Annotated in this window: 12 protein-coding genes; all 12 read left to right on the top strand. The window is 44.8% G+C overall.

All coding sequences use genetic code 11. The features are described 5' to 3' along the window. The first annotated feature begins 3 nt into the window (after nucleotides 1-3). The 12 genes from leuD to ORQ98_RS04080 all read left to right on the top strand — a co-directional run bounded on the left by leuD (nucleotide 4) and on the right by ORQ98_RS04080 (nucleotide 15,882). Nucleotides 4-642 (top strand): 3-isopropylmalate dehydratase small subunit, encoded by a 639-nt coding sequence (gene leuD, locus ORQ98_RS04135; RefSeq protein ID WP_274687515.1) that lies wholly within the window; start codon nucleotides 4-6, stop codon nucleotides 640-642. 18 nt (nucleotides 643-660) lie between these two features. After that, the gene (leuB, locus tag ORQ98_RS04130) at nucleotides 661-1,740 is read left to right on the top strand and encodes a 3-isopropylmalate dehydrogenase (RefSeq protein WP_274687514.1); all 1,080 of its coding nucleotides are present in this window, start codon (nucleotides 661-663) and stop codon (nucleotides 1,738-1,740) included. 67 nt (nucleotides 1,741-1,807) lie between these two features. Beyond that, nucleotides 1,808-2,830: an aspartate-semialdehyde dehydrogenase gene (locus tag ORQ98_RS04125; RefSeq protein WP_274687513.1), complete on the top strand. Its 1,023-nt coding sequence runs from the start codon at nucleotides 1,808-1,810 to the stop codon at nucleotides 2,828-2,830. A gap of 430 nt (nucleotides 2,831-3,260) precedes the next feature. Further along, on the top strand, nucleotides 3,261-6,158 hold the full coding sequence (locus ORQ98_RS04120) for a FimV/HubP family polar landmark protein (protein WP_274687512.1): 2,898 nt from the start codon (nucleotides 3,261-3,263) through the stop codon (nucleotides 6,156-6,158). 151 nt (nucleotides 6,159-6,309) lie between these two features. Continuing rightward, on the top strand, nucleotides 6,310-7,170 hold the full coding sequence (gene truA / locus ORQ98_RS04115) for a tRNA pseudouridine(38-40) synthase TruA (RefSeq protein WP_274687511.1): 861 nt from the start codon (nucleotides 6,310-6,312) through the stop codon (nucleotides 7,168-7,170). Nucleotides 7,171-7,208: 38 nt separating this feature from the next. After that, nucleotides 7,209-7,847, top strand: coding sequence for a phosphoribosylanthranilate isomerase (locus ORQ98_RS04110; protein ID WP_274687510.1), 639 nt, complete (start codon nucleotides 7,209-7,211; stop codon nucleotides 7,845-7,847). Next, on the top strand, nucleotides 7,825-9,048 hold the full coding sequence (trpB, locus tag ORQ98_RS04105; protein WP_274687509.1) for a tryptophan synthase subunit beta: 1,224 nt from the start codon (nucleotides 7,825-7,827) through the stop codon (nucleotides 9,046-9,048). Before ORQ98_RS04110 ends, trpB begins: the two co-directional genes overlap by 23 nt. 11 nt (nucleotides 9,049-9,059) lie before the next feature. Further along, nucleotides 9,060-9,857: a tryptophan synthase subunit alpha gene (gene trpA / locus ORQ98_RS04100; RefSeq protein ID WP_274687508.1), complete on the top strand. Its 798-nt coding sequence runs from the start codon at nucleotides 9,060-9,062 to the stop codon at nucleotides 9,855-9,857. Nucleotides 9,858-10,029: 172 nt separating this feature from the next. Continuing rightward, nucleotides 10,030-11,049, top strand: a complete 1,020-nt coding sequence (gene accD / locus ORQ98_RS04095) for an acetyl-CoA carboxylase, carboxyltransferase subunit beta (RefSeq protein ID WP_274687507.1) — start codon at nucleotides 10,030-10,032, stop codon at nucleotides 11,047-11,049. Next, entirely contained in the window at nucleotides 11,039-12,340 is a 1,302-nt protein-coding gene (gene folC, locus ORQ98_RS04090) for a bifunctional tetrahydrofolate synthase/dihydrofolate synthase (protein WP_274687506.1), read from the top strand. The genes accD and folC overlap by 11 nt, the downstream gene beginning before the upstream one ends. 3 nt (nucleotides 12,341-12,343) lie before the next feature. After that, nucleotides 12,344-12,988, top strand: coding sequence for an SPOR domain-containing protein (locus ORQ98_RS04085; protein ID WP_274687505.1), 645 nt, complete (start codon nucleotides 12,344-12,346; stop codon nucleotides 12,986-12,988). A 341-nt stretch (nucleotides 12,989-13,329) separates the two neighbouring features. Next, a complete protein-coding gene (locus tag ORQ98_RS04080) occupies nucleotides 13,330-15,882 on the top strand; it encodes a hypothetical protein (protein ID WP_274687504.1) in 2,553 nt (850 codons plus the stop codon). Nucleotides 15,883-15,923: the final 41 nt, after the last annotated feature.

The raw sequence follows: 15,923 nt of genomic DNA, 5'->3' as shown, positions 1-15,923 counted from the left end.
CCCATGGAAGCATTTACCCAATTAACTGGTGTGGTGGCTCCTTTAGATCGGGCTAATGTCGATACCGACATGATCATCCCCAAGCAGTTCTTAAAGTCAATTAAGCGCTCTGGGTTTGGTCCTAACCTGTTTGACGAGTTGCGCTATCTGGATGAGGGCAAGCCCGACCAGGATTGCAGCAACCGCCCGTTGAATCCGGACTTTATGCTAAATCAGCCTCGTTACCAAAAATCGAGCATTTTATTGGCGCGGGAAAATTTTGGTTGTGGCTCCAGTCGTGAGCATGCGCCTTGGGCTTTATTAGATTACGGCTTTCGCTGTGTAATCGCGCCAAGCTTCGCGGATATTTTTTACAACAACTGTTTTAAAAATGGCATTTTGCCCATCGTGGTTGAGGATGACGAAGTTGATCAATTATTCCAGGGGGTAGCTGCACAGGAAGGCTACCAACTGACGGTTGATTTGGAGCAACAGACCATTACCAAATCTGATGGTGGTGTCATTATCTTTGAAGTAGACGACTTTCGCCGTGAATGCTTGCTGAAAGGTTTAGATGAAATAGGTCTTACATTAGCGAAGTCTGATAAAATTAAAGCATTTGAAGCGAAATATAAACAGCAAAATCCTTGGTTATTTAGTTAAAGGTAAGTAGGTATTTAGATGAGTAAACAAATTTTAGTATTACCTGGTGATGGAATTGGACCAGAAATTGTTGCTGAGGCCATTAAAGTATTGGCGGCGGTAAAAGATAAATATCAGCTAGCGATTGACTGGCAAGAAGGTTTGGTGGGGGGTGCTGCCATTGACGCAGAGGGGTTACCATTACCTGAATCGACCTTGGCTCAAGCTAAAGCAGCCGATGCTATTTTATTAGGTGCTGTGGGTGGCCCTAAATGGGATCAACTCGAAATGGCTAAACGGCCTGAAAAAGGTTTGCTGGGTTTACGGGCTGAACTACAACTGTTTGGTAACTTGCGTCCAGCTATTCTTTATCCTCAACTGGCAAATGCTTCCACTTTAAAGCCAGAAGTCGTGGCTGGCCTGGATATTTTAATTGTACGAGAGCTGACGGGTGGTATCTATTTTGGTCAGCCTCGGGGTATTAAAACCTTAGAAAATGGTGAGCGCCAAGGTTTTAACACCTATGTGTACAGTGAGTCTGAAATTCGTCGGATTGCTAAAGTCGCATTTGAAGCCGCTCAAAAGCGTCAGGGCAGACTTTGCTCAGTGGATAAAGCCAATGTACTGGAAGCAACTGTCTTATGGCGAGAAGTGATGGAAGAAGTCGCCAAGGATTACCCTGATGTTGAGCTAAGCCACATGTATGTAGACAACGCAGCGATGCAGCTGGTAAGAGCACCAAAACAATTTGATGTAATTGTCACTGGTAATATGTTTGGTGATATTTTATCGGATGCGGCGGCAATGCTGACAGGCTCTATTGGTATGTTACCTTCCGCATCACTGAACGCTGAAAGTAAGGGTATGTATGAGCCAATCCACGGCTCTGCGCCTGATATTGCCGGCAAGGGCGTGGCTAACCCGCTGGCAACGATTTTATCCATTGCTATGATGTTGCGCTATTCACTAGGGTATCCAGAGCCGGCTGATGCCATTGAGGTAGCTGTTAAGCAGGTGTTAGCTGATGGCTTACGGACAGCTGATATTTACACAGAAGAAGCAGATACCCGCCAAGTGTCGACTAAAACAATGGGAGATGCTGTGGTGGCAGCGTTGTAACCTTTTCTCAGTAAAAAATTAACACCTATTCAAAATTAATTACCTAATTAATAGGAAGTAAGCAAGTATGAGCAAAACATATGATGTGGCTGTAGTTGGGGCTACAGGTGCAGTCGGTGAAACTATGCTGTCGATATTGGAACAGCGGGATTTTCCTGTGGGTAAGATATACCCTTTAGCCAGCAGTCGTTCTGCCGGGAGCACGATTTTATTTAAAAATAAGCCAGTTGTAGTAGAAGATTTAGCCACCTTTGATTTTAGCAAAGTACAAATTGGCTTATTTTCAGCTGGGGGAAGTGTATCGGCAGAGTATGCCCCAAAAGCAGCAGCGGCTGGTTGTGTGGTAATTGATAATACCTCCCACTTCCGCTATGACCCTAATGTGCCATTAATAGTGCCAGAAGTTAACCCTGAAAAGGTGGCGGACTATACTAATTGTGGAATTATCGCTAATCCAAACTGTTCTACAATTCAGATGTTGGTAGCTTTAAAGCCATTTTATGATGCAGTTGGTATTAGTCGTATAAACGTTGCGACCTATCAAGCTGTCTCAGGTACAGGTAAAGACGCTATTAATGAGCTGGCATCACAAACAGCCACTTTATTGAACGCTAAAGGTGCAGAGGCTAAGGTTTATCCAAAGCAAATTGCATTTAATTTGCTGCCACAGATTGATGTTTTTCAAGAAAATGGCTACACCAAAGAAGAGATGAAAATGGTGTGGGAAACCAAAAAGATATTTGGCGATGAAAATATCTTGGTTAACCCAACCTGTGTGAGAGTGCCTGTTTTCTATGGCCATTCTGAAGCAGTCCATATTGAAACCAAGGAAAAAATTACAGCGGCTCAGGCACAGGAGTTGTTGAAAAAGGCACCAGGTGTCGTTCTGTTGGATGAGCATCAGGATGGCGGCTATCCAACGCCAGTTACTGAGGCGGCTGGTGAAGATCCGGTCTACGTCGGGCGTGTCAGAGAAGATATATCCTGTGACAGAGGTCTCAATTTATGGGTTGTAGCGGATAATGTAAGGAAGGGTGCCGCTCTTAACAGTGTACAAATTGCCGAGATATTGATAAAAGACTATATATAATTGATACTTACTTAACGATTTGAACCTTATTTCTAGCTTTAGTCTAACCGATTAAGGCTAGCATTTTGTTGTATTTGCAAATCTAAGATAAGAATAGAGTGGGTAAGCGGGCTACTTACCTGCTCATTGTGTCTTATAGTTATATACAGATTGACCAATCGCGTTCAGGCTGAGTTTGTTAGAAAGCTTGCTCTTCTACAAGCTCGCCCAGCATTCACAGGAAGTCTATGTATTCATCGTTTGGGATCAATTTACGGATCGCGAGGGGAAATGTATTGACTTGCTTGTTTTTAAGGCGGTTACCAAAGCAAGTGGCAAGTAGCTAAAACAAGTGGAACTGGGAAACAAATAATTGGTCGTGAAGTGTATGGCAGAAAGACCCGACTCCTTAGAAATCGCAAGACTAAATGATAATAAAGGATTGAGAATTATGGTGCGCAAGCTTGTAGTGGCAATGGCTGCAACCGGGGCCTTGTCATCTGGGGTAGTGAATGCCCTGGGCCTTGGGGATATTGCCCTCAAATCCGCCCTCAACCAGCCTTTGAATGCTGAAATTGAACTCATCCAGATTAGAGACCTGAACGCCAATGAAATATTACCTAATTTAGCTACCCGTGAAGATTTTAACCGAGCGGGTGTAGAAAGAATCTTCTTTCTAAACAACATGAAGTTTGAGACGGTAGTTCGCCCTAATGGCTCTGCCTATATCAAAGTTTCCAGTAATAAACCGGTTCGAGAGCCTTATTTAAACTTCTTAGTCGAAGTGCACTGGCCCAGCGGTCGATTGCTGCGTGAGTACACCGTACTGCTAGACCCACCAACATTTACTGAGCAAGCACCCACGGCTGTTGAGGCACCAGCGACGGCTGAGCCAGTGGCTGAGCGTCCAGCTCCAGTAGCCACAACGACTACAGCTGAACCGACCACGGTTACAACAACCCCAACTGATACAGGCTTCCAGGGCGGAGATACTTATCAGGTTCAAGCAAACGATACTCTGTATGAAATTGCTGCCAAAGTTAAGCCTTCTAATCAAGTTACTGTTCAGCAAACGATGTTGGCTTTGCAGCAGGATAACCCTGATGCCTTTATCAACAACAATATTAATCTGTTGAAGAAAGGCAAGGTATTACGACTGCCTGATGAGCAGCGAGTTAGAAATGTGTCTGTTAGTGACGCAGTGACTCAGATTAAGCAGCAAAACCAAGCGTGGAAACAAGGGGCAACTGACTTAGCTGCACCACAAATTGATGCGACACCTCGAACGGATGTTGAGCCAGTGGTAACGGAAACCACTCAAGATGGCAAGCTAACCATTGTCACATCAACAGCTAGTCAGCCAGATGAAACGGGTGCTGATACAGGCCAGCCCGAAGGTGCTTCTGATGCACAAGTGAGTGAGCTTAAAAATGAGTTGTCACTTGCTCAGGAAAATCTTGATAAATCACAGCGTGAGATTGAAGAGCAGGGCGCAAGGTTGCAAGAGTTGGAAGACCAGATTGGCACCTTGCAACGTCTATTGAGTCTGAAAGATGAGCAGTTGGCTGCTTTGCAAACCCAGTTGTCAGAAGCCCAAGAACAAGCTGAGCAAGCAACAAAAGCAGTTACCCCTGAGGTTGTAGTTGATAAACAGCCTGTGCAACCCACCACTACACCAGAAACCAAGCCTGAACCTAAGCCTGAGCAGGGTATTATTGACCAGGTACTTGCGAGCCCTGTGTTATTGGGAACTGTGGGTGGCGTTATTGTCGCATTAGTTGGAGGGCTATTCCTCTGGTCTAGGCGGCGAGCACAAGAAGATGAAGAGTTTTACGAGGAGTTTGAGGAGGAAGGCCTGGGGGAGGACCAAACCGTCGTTAGCGGAGTGAGCGGCGGTGGTGCTGAAGAAGCATTGGAAGTGGCAGAGGAAGAGCCGACAGAACCTGTAACACCGCAAACAGCAGATCCTATGGGTGAAGCTGATATTTATATTGCCTACGGGCGCTTCTCTGAAGCAGAGCAGTTGTTACGCAATGCAATCAATGATGAGCCTTCTCGTAGTGACTTACGGGTGAAGCTGCTGGAAGTCTATGCCGAAATGCAAGATGCTAATGCGTTTAGCCAAGAGCTACAGGAGTTGCATGAGCTGGCTGATCAAGGGGCTATTCAGCAGGCAGAAGCACTAAAAGCAAAGTTTGGTGATGCGCTGGCACCAGCAGCACCCAGAATTGCGGCTGAGGAAGTAGATGAGTTTGCTGGCTTAGAGCAAGAGCTGACTGATGACACCTTAACAATGGATGATCTTGATGAAAGCTTATCCCTTGATGATTTGGACTTGGAGGGTGAGCTTAATCAACAGTCTGTTACTGCTGAGGCAGATGAGCTAAGTCTGGATGATTTAGAAACGAGTCTAGATGCAGAGCTTGAAAGTGAAGAGTTTGGTTTAGACCTTGGCAGCCTGGAAGAAGGCATGGAAGAGCCAGCTGCACTTGAAGAAGAGCTTGATCTTGAATTAAGCCTAGATGATGAAGTTGCCTCTGAAGAGGTGGCAGAGAGTCTTGATGAGCTGTCTTTAGATTTGGAGTCAACAGCGGAAGCTGAAGCTGAGACAGAAGATCTCGAAAAAGCCTTAGAGCTTGATCTGAGTGACTTGGAAGAAGAGCTGCCTACAGAAGAAGAGTTTAGCTTGGATGATGAGTTGAGCCTGGATATGGAGTCAACCTCAACTGAGCTGGAAGAGAGTTTGGAAACCTCACTGGATGATCTCGAGCTTGATTTGAGTGAGGATGCACTTGATCTGGAGGAGCCTGCAGCAATAGAAGAGCCTGCAGCGGAGGTAGCAAAAGCACCTGAGCCTCCTGTTGAGCAGTCAGCCCCACCAGAAACGCTAACTAAGGCTGAAAATGTAGAGCTTTCTGAAGAAGAGGAAGCCTTTATCTTAGACTCTGATGCAATGGAAGATAACCTGGCTGATTTAGATGCAGCCACTGAAAGCCTGGCAGCTGAGTTGGCAATTGATGATTTGGATATGGATGATGATATGGATGTAACTGCTGAAGCTCCAGTTACAAGGCCTGCACCTGTGGAGGATCATGGTACTGCAACAGCTGTCGCTGAGCCTAAAGTACAAGCGAAGCCGGCAGTCGCAAAAGCGCCTGCTGCTGGCCAAGAACAGGATTATGAGTTCTTGGCTGATGCTGACGAAGCGGCTACTAAGCTTGACTTAGCCCGTGCCTATATTGATATGGGTGACCAGGATGGTGCTCGGGATATTTTGGATGAGGTCATGTCTGAAGGTAATGATGTGCAGAAAAAAGAAGCGCAGGGACTTTTGGATAGCATGGACTAGCAATAACCATTACTATTTCCCCTCACCCCAGCCCTCTCCCAGGGTGTCGCAAAAGTGCTTCAAATCAAGTCCCTTCTCCCCCGTGGGGGAGAAGGTTAGGATGAGGGGGTTAAAAATAGATGGTGGGTAGTAAATCAGATAGTAGGGAGTAATGACTCAGGTGCAATCCCATGATTCAGCCGCTGATCGGCAGCCAGCGACTGAAGCGGTTCAACGCTTTGCTGCCAGCATCGAATACGATGGTTCCCATTATCATGGCTGGCAAGCCCAGCGCTCAGGTATCAAAACCGTTCAACGTGCAGTAGAGGCTGCTATCAGCGAAGTGGCTGATCATCCACTAACGGTGATCTGTGCAGGACGGACGGATACTGGAGTACATGGTTGTAATCAAATCATCCACTTTGACAGCTCGGCGAAGCGCTCTGAACGGAGCTGGGTATTTGGCGCCAATAGTAACCTTCCTAATGATATCTCAGTACGCTGGGTTAAACCGGTGGATGATAGTTTCCATGCCCGTTTTAGTGCAGTGTATCGCCGCTATCGCTATGTCATTCTAAATACCCCAGTGCGACCTGCCCACTTACCCAAAGGGGTGACCTGGAACTATCGGCCGCTCGATGTGACCTTGATGAGTGAGGCTGCTCAAGCTTTAAAAGGCGAGCATGACTTTAGCTCGTTTCGGGCTATCGGCTGTCAGGCCAAGTCTCCGGTGAAGACGATTCAGCATTTTCGGGTGGAGCGCTTTGGTGACTTAATTGTTATTGATGTAAAAGCCAATGCATTTTTACACCATATGGTGCGTAATATTGCCGGGGTACTCATGGCTATTGGTTGTGGCAAACGTCCTGTTGGTTGGGTTGAAGAGGTATTAACCGCCCGTGATCGAACTCAGGGGGGAGTCACTGCGCCACCCTATGGCTTATATTTTGTTGATGTAGGCTATCCAGAACAATTTGATTTACCTTCCCCTCCCTTAGGCCCATACTTTCTATCACCCTGGCTAGCAGACTAATCTAGCTTAGTTTTGAATAACTTGGTTTTGAGTTGTATATGAATCAACGTGTACGGGTAAAAATTTGTGGTATCACTCGGGTGGTGGATGCTGAGGCCGTGGTGAATGCCGGTGCTGATGCCATAGGCCTAGTGTTTTATGAGCAAAGCCCAAGAGCGGTGAATATCCAACAGGCGGCTGCAATCGCAGCGAGCTTGTCTCCATTTATTACGACAGTTGGCCTGTTTGTGAATGCAGCAACAGAATTTGTACAACAAGTGTTAACTGAAGTGCCATTGGGATTACTGCAATTTCATGGTGATGAGTCAGAAGCTTTTTGTCAGCAATTCAATAAACCTTATATAAAAGCCCTTCGAGTGCGAGAAGGGATGGATATTAACCGTATTATCGGGCAGTATAAGTCGGCGGCAGGTATCTTATTAGATAGTTACCGCCCCGGTATTCCAGGTGGAACCGGTGAAACTTTTAATTGGCAGTGTATTCCTGCTCATCCCAGCAAACCGATTATTCTTGCCGGTGGCTTATCCGCTGATAATGTGGCAATGGCTATTCAACAGGTAAAACCTTTTGCTGTGGATGTGAGTGGCGGGGTGGAGCAAGCAAAAGGTATTAAGGATCCTGCCAAAATTAATGCGTTTATTCGAGAGGTTGCCAGTGTCTCAACAATACAGTGTTGAAGATCTATTAAAACTACCCGACAGCCGTGGTCATTTTGGGCCTTACGGTGGTCGTTTTGTATCTGAAACCTTGATGGCGGCATTAGCTGAGTTAGAAGAAACTTACCACAAATTGTGGCGAGACCCAGACTTTCAGGCAGAGTTTGATAAAGACCTAGCTCACTATGTTGGTCGTCCATCTCCACTGTATTTTGCTGAGCGATGGTCCAAGCACCTGGGTGGTGCGCAAATTTATTTAAAGCGTGAAGACTTAAATCATACTGGTGCCCATAAGGTGAATAACACCATTGGCCAGGCACTACTGGCTAAGCATATGGGGAAGCCTCGGGTGATTGCTGAAACCGGAGCTGGCCAGCATGGCGTTGCTTCAGCAACCGTAGCTGCTCGCCTGGGCTTAGAGTGTCATGTCTATATGGGTGCTGAAGACGTTAAACGACAATCGTTGAATGTGTATCGGATGTCGCTACTGGGTGCTGAAGTGATTCCTGTTGAGTCTGGCTCTCGTACCCTAAAAGATGCTTTAAATGAAGCCATGCGTGACTGGGTGACCAATGTAGATAATACCTTTTATATTATTGGTACTGTGGCCGGGCCCCACCCTTATCCTCAAATGGTCCGTGATTTTCAGTCAGTCATTGGCCGTGAAGCGCGTAGTCAATGTCTTGAGCAAACAGGTAAATTACCCGATAGCATTGTGGCTTGTGTCGGGGGTGGCTCTAATGCGATTGGGTTGTTTTATCCCTTTATTGGTGATACCTCCGTTAATATTATTGGAGTAGAGGCAGCTGGTGAAGGCTTGGCCACTGGTCGTCATGCAGCACCTTTATGTGCTGGTAAACCAGGGGTATTGCACGGCAACCGCACATATTTAATGGAAGATGATGCAGGCCAGATCATTCACACTCACTCTATTTCGGCAGGTTTAGACTATCCTGGCGTAGGGCCTGAGCATGCTTGGTTAAAAGATACTGGCCGAGCAGAATATGTGGCGGTTACTGACCAGGAGGCATTAGCCGCATTTCATAGTTTGACTCGTATGGAAGGGATTATCCCTGCTTTAGAAAGTAGTCATGCGTTAGCTTATGTCGAAAAGCTAGCACCCACGATGGCAAATGATCAAGTCATTGTGGTCAATTTATCAGGCCGTGGCGATAAAGATATTCATACCGTAGCGGCAATTGATGGCGTGGACTGGAGCTAACGGGGCGAACAATGAGTCGAATACAATCTTGTTTTGAACAACTGAAAAACACACAGCGGAAGGCGTTGATTCCTTATGTGACCGCTGGTGATAATTCACCCCAGCTGACTGTGCCGTTAATGCATGCAATGGTGGAAGCGGGGGCTAACATTATTGAGCTTGGGGTCCCCTTTTCTGACCCCATGGCTGATGGGCCTGTTATTCAGCAGGCTTGCGAGAGAGCACTATCCCATGGCGTTACGCTGTCAAACGTGTTGGCAATGGTGGCTGAGTTTCGCCAACAGGATAATCAAACGCCTGTTGTATTAATGGGATATCTCAATCCAGTTGAAGTGATGGGCTATCAAGTATTTGCTGAAGCTGCTGCTGAAGCGGGTGTCGATGGCGTCTTAACCGTGGACTTACCACCAGAAGAGGCTGGCCCGTTGGCTGAACAGCTAAAAGCAAAAGATATAGATACTATTTATCTATTAGCCCCTACGACAGCAGAAGCCAGAATTAAAACCATTTGTGATAGTGCCTCTGGGTTTATTTATTATGTGTCCTTAAAAGGTGTCACTGGGGCTGCTACCCTTGATGTCGATGCGGTCAACAGTCAACTAGCAAGGATTCGACAATATACTCAGTTACCTGTGGGTGTTGGGTTTGGTATTCGAGATGCGGAAACGGCCAGGGCGATTGCTCAAACGGCTGATGCAGTGGTGGTGGGCAGTGCAATTGTGAAAAAAATTGCTGCTGGCAATAATGATCAAACTACCATTGCTGCGGTTAAAGAGCTACTAGGCTCTATTCGTCAGGCAATTGATTAATAGGTTTTGTTTGGTGTTTGCCCTTAGCAGAATCTTGGAGCAAACGTCAATAGATCTTATATAGGGTTTTATCGTATTTTTTGTTTGTAGCGGAAGTGCTAGGGTATTGCCCCAGAATATTCATAGGGGTTCTGCATTAGCACCTCCGCTTTGTTATTTTAGGTAGCAACTTATGGCTAATTGGTTATTAGATAAATTTAATCTGCCGTCTTTGTCTGGTTCGAAAAAACACAGTAATGTACCAGAAGGGCTGTGGAAAAAGTGCGTCAAGTGTGGGGCAATTTTGTATCAGCCAAAGCTTGAAGAAAATCTCGATGTGTGTCCAAAATGTGACCACCATATGCGGATTTCTGCTAGAACGCGTTTAGATTACTTTTTAGATCCAGAAAATCGTGAGGAAATTGCGGCAGATTTAGAGCCGGAAGATCGCCTGAAATTCAGAGATAGCAAAAAATATAAAGACCGGTTAAATGCTGCACAAAAACAAACCGGGCAAAAAGATGCGTTATTAGCCATGAAAGGTACTGTTAAAGGTGTACCCGTGGCTACAGTAGCCTTTGAGTTTTCCTTTATGGGCGGCTCAATGGGGTCAGTAGTGGGAGAGAAATTTGTTCAAGCGGTGAATGTCTGTTTGGAGCAACGTTGCGCTTTAGTGTGTTTTGCGGCCAGCGGTGGGGCGCGGATGCAGGAAGCGTTATTTTCTTTAATGCAAATGGCAAAAACCAGTGCTGCGCTTGAAAAACTGAAAGCCGCAGGCCTGCCTTTTATTTCTGTTTTGACTGATCCAGTTTATGGTGGGGTTTCTGCCAGTTTAGCCATGTTGGGTGATATTAATATTGCTGAGCCAAATGCACTGATTGGCTTTGCTGGTCCTCGAGTCATTGAGCAAACGGTTCGGGAAAAATTACCTGAAGGCTTTCAACGCAGTGAGTTTTTATTAGAACATGGCACCGTTGATATGATTTTACAACGAAGCCAGCTTCGTGACCGGATTGCTTCCTTACTGGAAAAAATGACCTTTTATTTTACTGCAGAAATTGCTGCGAATGAGGTGGCAGAAGAAGAGACGACAGCTGTTGCCGATCAGGCGCAGAGTGATGACGCGAGTGAAACCAGCGAGCCAGCTGCTGAAGCAAATACAGAGAATACTGAAGAGCAGCCACCTGCAACAGAACCAAAAAATGAGGTGTAAACAATTAACTGAGTGGCTCTCTTGGTTAGAGAGCCTTCACCCTACCGAAATTGATCTTGGTTTAACGCGCATTCAACAGGTTTTTACCCAACTTAATCCAGCTAAACTTGGCAAATGGGTGATTACGGTTGCAGGTACTAATGGCAAAGGCAGTACTATTGCCATGTTGCAGGCGATTTTACAACAGGCGGGTTACCGAGTTGGGGTATATACCTCTCCTCACTTTTTACACTATAACGAACGAGTGGTGATTGAGGGGCAGCCGGTATCCGATAGCCAGTTAATAGAAGCATTCCATGCGGTTGACTTAGCCAGGAAAGAGACTTCTCTAACTTACTTTGAGTTTGGCACTTTGGCAGCTTTTTGGTTGTTTCAGCAACAGCCGTTAGATGTTGTATTGCTTGAAGTGGGGTTAGGGGGGCGGTTGGATGCAGTCAATATTATTGATCCGGATATTGCTGTAGTGACTAGTATTGGCCTGGACCATGAAAGCTTTTTAGGTAATGACTTAAATACAATTGCCTGGGAAAAAACCGGTATCGCTCGGCCAGATGCGCCATTGATCTATGGTGATGAAACCCTTTACCCGTCAGTTATCCAGCGAGCTGAAGCCGAGCAGTTTCAGCTGTTGGTTAAAGGTAAGGACTTTATTGCTGAACAACAAGCTAATACCTGGGTATTTAAAGGTAAAACAAATATCGATAGGGCTGGAAAAGTCGTTGATTGTGAAATACCTGGTTTGCCTTATCCTTCGCTGCCCTTTACCAATGCACTAACTGTCTTGCAAACCCTGCAACAGTTGCCTTTATCAATACCGTATGAAGCCATAGTGAATGGCTTAATGAGTGCTAGACTATTAGGCCGCTTGCAAGTAGAGCAAGTCAGGATTAAAGGTAAGCCGGTTCGATTGATTTTAGATGTTGCCCATAACCCCGCTGCGGCAGAAATGATCGCACAGCGTTTGCAACAAACTTATCAAGCAAGGCGAGCGGTTTTTGCTGTATTGGCTGATAAAGATGTTGAGGGCATTGTAGCAGCGATGACTCCAGTCATTGATCATTGGTATATCAGCCAGGTTGATGCTGAACGAGCTTTGTCCGTTGAGGCGTTGAAAGCAGTTTTTGCTGGCCAAGCAATAGAAAATGTGCAGCCATTTAAGCAAGTTAGATTGGCAATTGAGCAAGCTGTCAAAGAAGCAGAGCCCAATGAAGAAATTATCGTGCTAGGCTCATTCTATACTGTTGCAGAAACATTAGCGTTTATTCCATGTTGGGTTGAGGAGCAGAAATAAATAATGGATGACGGCTTAAAACAACGGTTGGTTGGGGCGATTGTTCTGGTGGCATTAGCCGTGATTTTTTTGCCGCAATTATTTGACCAGGAAACCCCTTATCAAGTGGTGAAAGTGCCTATTCCACAGCCGCCGACAGCCGTTGTTGAACCTGCTTATATTGAGCAGCAGCGTCAGCGGGTAGCTGAGCGTCAAAAAGAGCTGGTCAGTAATAAGAGTGAAGAAAATGAACCACAAGACAACACTCAGCCTATCGTTGAGGAGCAAGTACCTGTTGAGCTGATAACTGATGATAGGGATATAGTTGCTGATGAGAAAAAAACAGCCCCGCAGTTAGAAGAGAAAATTGAGCCTACCGAATCTGTTAATGCCCAGCAGATAATTCCTAGTTTAGATGAGCAAGGAGTGCCTGTTACCTGGACATTGCAGTTGGCCACATTCGGTAATCAGACCAATGCAGATAAGCTATTAAGTGAATTAAGAGCAGCGGGATATAAGGCTTATAGTAAACAAGTCTCGAATGGCCAAAAGGGGTTAACCCGAGTATTTGTAGGCCCATCTTTATCCAAAGACAGTGTTATTCAACAGCAGCAGTCTATTGCCAAACGTTGGTCATTATCAGGATTGGTGATGCGCTTTAAACCCTAAATTGATTGTTATTAAACGAGCTGATCTCTCTTTTTGCTTGTTGCTTAAAGTTAGCTATGACCACCATGGATGGTGGCAAATAAAATACCTGTCTCCCCTTTTTTGTGTTTTGGCAAACTTGCCAAAAACCCCTGCATTATTAATTTTTATAGCCGAAAAACTAAACTAAAAAGTCTCTGCACTAAAGAACTATTTTTTTGCTGGACTAATACTAATGTGTTGATATGTAATTAATATAAGCATTTTTTAAATATAGCTAATATAGCCACGGGAAGGCTGTTTTAAAGAATTTAATAATAATAAAAATCACCCAGATAAATTAACAGGTGAGGAGTTGTCTTATGTCTTCAATGGATCGCCTGGATGGCCTCAGTCGTTTAAGTCAACTGGATGACAGTAATCGTACAGTAAGTGAGAGGGAGCAGTGTACAGCTAGCCACCGTGGCCGACGGCTTAGTTTAGCTCCTGCAACCTCTTCAGAACAGCAGCAAATGGCTGGCTTATTTCAGCGCAGCCTAAGTGTGCCTGCACAATGGCAGCCAAAACAAGTGGAAGTGCCAAGTAGGCAGGCTCCATTTCGTTGGACTGATCCGCACGGGCAGTTTTCTCGACAGGATACCCAGCAACTGTTGCAGATTTTATTGCAACAGAAGTTCCGGCCCCTTGAACTTAGTAATCCAAAGCGGCAACAGTTATTAAGTCATGCTTTTGAACAACTTCAAGCATTGCAAACCTTATTTAATCACAAAGATCAAGCTAACTTGACGGTGGCTGAAGTGGAGAGTTTGCAACAGGGATTAGCAAATTTATCTCAAGCCTTACCAAAAGGGGATTTAAAAGAATTAATTCAGTTGTTGGCCGTTCAAGTGAGAGTGAAAGGGCTGCTAATTGCCAGAGATGAACTAAAAGCCCAAATGTATCAGCAATTGAGACGTTTTGAGCAGCCCGGTAATAACTCACAAATCAATTTATCATTGCAACTGACAGCAGGGGCTGGCTTATTTGGTCTTGACTTGTTAAAAGGCAATGTAGGTATTGATGTTGGCTTATATGTAGAGGCTGATGATGATACAGGTATTTTAGAGTTTCGTACCGGTGGCCTGCAGTTAGGTATCACTGCAGGTGAAAAGAAAATCATGCAGGCGTCAGGTGATGTCAAGGTAACAAAAGGCGTGATTTATAATGATAACGCCTTAAGTGATTTTATTGACCGACATGTTGATAATATGATGGGAGCCTTATTTACAGCTGGCGCAGGAAAAGGCGTTAAGCACCTCAAAGGGTGGCAAGAAAATCGTCAGTTTGCTGGCTTGCAGCAACAGGCATTAGCCGGGCAGCATCGATTAAATAATTTGTTGCTAAAACATGGCTTGGCCAGTCAAGTTGAAAGCCAAGTTGTACAGCCTAAAGAAATACCGTTACGAATTCCCATTATTAAAAAACAATTTAATGCGGGCTTGCAGTTATTTCATCGAGTATTCCAGGGAACATACTCCCGCATAAATTTTGCAGGTAATGTACATAAGTATGATAGGCTGCTGGATAGTCTAAAAGACGATAGTAGTCGTATTCAGCGTTTTAAAAAGCAATATTATATGCCGAGTATTAATCGGCTAGCTGAAATCAATGAAAAAAATAATACACAATTAGCATTGTCTGATCGAGCCAAGCAAGTGATTGATGAGCTTGCTGCCGAGTTTGAGTATTACAGCCAGGTTGTCCAGTTTTGTGATTATGCTAAGCAGCACCCACAGCAAGTGGATAAACAGCAACTTAAGCAAGCTAGACAAGTAAAAGCTTCAATTGAGGCCAATCGAGGCACTAAAGGGCGTGGTGAATTTACTAAAGCAGTCATGGTTGCTTACTCTGCACTTCAGCAAGTTTATCAAGCCAGTGCTTCAGCTACCCAGGTGAGTCAACAGACAGAAAGCTTTACTCATTTTGAAAACCGCTTAAAACGACCTCTTTTTCATGTATCTGATAAAACCTTTTTAGAAAAATTAAGTTTTAAGGTGGATGGTGAATTTAAACGTAATTATGAGAGTGGTACTTTAGCTATTTCCTTGCCTGCAGAACATGCCGCCTTAGGCATTAATGTTAATTATTTTAATACGATTAAGCATCCTAACCATTATCGGCAAGGGGAGTTTGTAGAGTTTAATATTACCCTTAAAGGACAGTTAGGCTTGAATGACCTTACCAGTTTAATGGCATCTGAACGGGCTGCATTTAGTGGGTTAAACAGTATTTTTCAAGCTAATGGTAGTGATGCCAGTATTTCTGCTGAAGAGCTTTCTAAACAAGTGGGTGATAGTTTAAGTTTTGCTGGTGATCTTGGTTTAGAAGCAGGTGCTAGTGTCAATATCCGTCTAAGACGTTCTGAAAATAATAAGTGGGCATTGCAGTTTGTTCGTTTAGGTACCCAATCTGGCATTAATATAGGTGGAGGCGCTTCTGCTCCCGTGACGCCTGGTGTGGAAGTGGGAGGGAAGGTTAAAGTAAATGCCAGTCAAAATACCGTGCGTGGTGAGTGGCTGGGTAGTAATACATTAAGCTATATTTTACCGATATTTAATACCTTGCAGGGAACTAATCAAGCAGACCGCTGGGATGCTTTTATACAGCGTCATCAGTCGGCATTTGGTAAAATTTTCCGCAATATTGCTACGAGTAAGACTACGGTCCATCAAGAAGTGCAGCGTTTATTAACGCAGATTGGCAATGATGAGTTAAAAGCTCGTCTTGAAAAAGCGGTAGCAGACTATAAACAACAACCGACTCAAGTGAATTTTGAGCTAGCGAATGAAGCCTTTAATACGTTTTTATTTGAACAGCAGGAGGTGTATAAAGCGAAGAATAAGCCGCAGTGGACTGATAAAACAGGTAATGTTTAATATACGTTGCTTTTAACAAAAAAGGTGTAACCCTATATATA

It is taken from the genome of Spartinivicinus poritis (genome assembly GCF_028858535.1).
In the GTDB taxonomy this organism is placed as follows: domain Bacteria; phylum Pseudomonadota; class Gammaproteobacteria; order Pseudomonadales; family Zooshikellaceae; genus Spartinivicinus; species Spartinivicinus poritis.
Note: the sequence above shows the minus strand (reverse complement) of the source record. Positions and strands in the feature narration are given on the sequence as shown.

Coding starts and splice junctions, on each gene's coding strand:
- leuD (WP_274687515.1), top strand. CDS start 4: ATGGAAGCATTTACCCAATTAACTGGTGTGGTGGCTCCTTTAGATCGG.
- leuB (WP_274687514.1), top strand. CDS start 661: ATGAGTAAACAAATTTTAGTATTACCTGGTGATGGAATTGGACCAGAA.
- ORQ98_RS04125 (WP_274687513.1), top strand. CDS start 1,808: ATGAGCAAAACATATGATGTGGCTGTAGTTGGGGCTACAGGTGCAGTC.
- ORQ98_RS04120 (WP_274687512.1), top strand. CDS start 3,261: ATGGTGCGCAAGCTTGTAGTGGCAATGGCTGCAACCGGGGCCTTGTCA.
- truA (WP_274687511.1), top strand. CDS start 6,310: ATGACTCAGGTGCAATCCCATGATTCAGCCGCTGATCGGCAGCCAGCG.
- ORQ98_RS04110 (WP_274687510.1), top strand. CDS start 7,209: ATGAATCAACGTGTACGGGTAAAAATTTGTGGTATCACTCGGGTGGTG.
- trpA (WP_274687508.1), top strand. CDS start 9,060: ATGAGTCGAATACAATCTTGTTTTGAACAACTGAAAAACACACAGCGG.
- accD (WP_274687507.1), top strand. CDS start 10,030: ATGGCTAATTGGTTATTAGATAAATTTAATCTGCCGTCTTTGTCTGGT.
- folC (WP_274687506.1), top strand. CDS start 11,039: ATGAGGTGTAAACAATTAACTGAGTGGCTCTCTTGGTTAGAGAGCCTT.
- ORQ98_RS04085 (WP_274687505.1), top strand. CDS start 12,344: ATGGATGACGGCTTAAAACAACGGTTGGTTGGGGCGATTGTTCTGGTG.
- ORQ98_RS04080 (WP_274687504.1), top strand. CDS start 13,330: ATGTCTTCAATGGATCGCCTGGATGGCCTCAGTCGTTTAAGTCAACTG.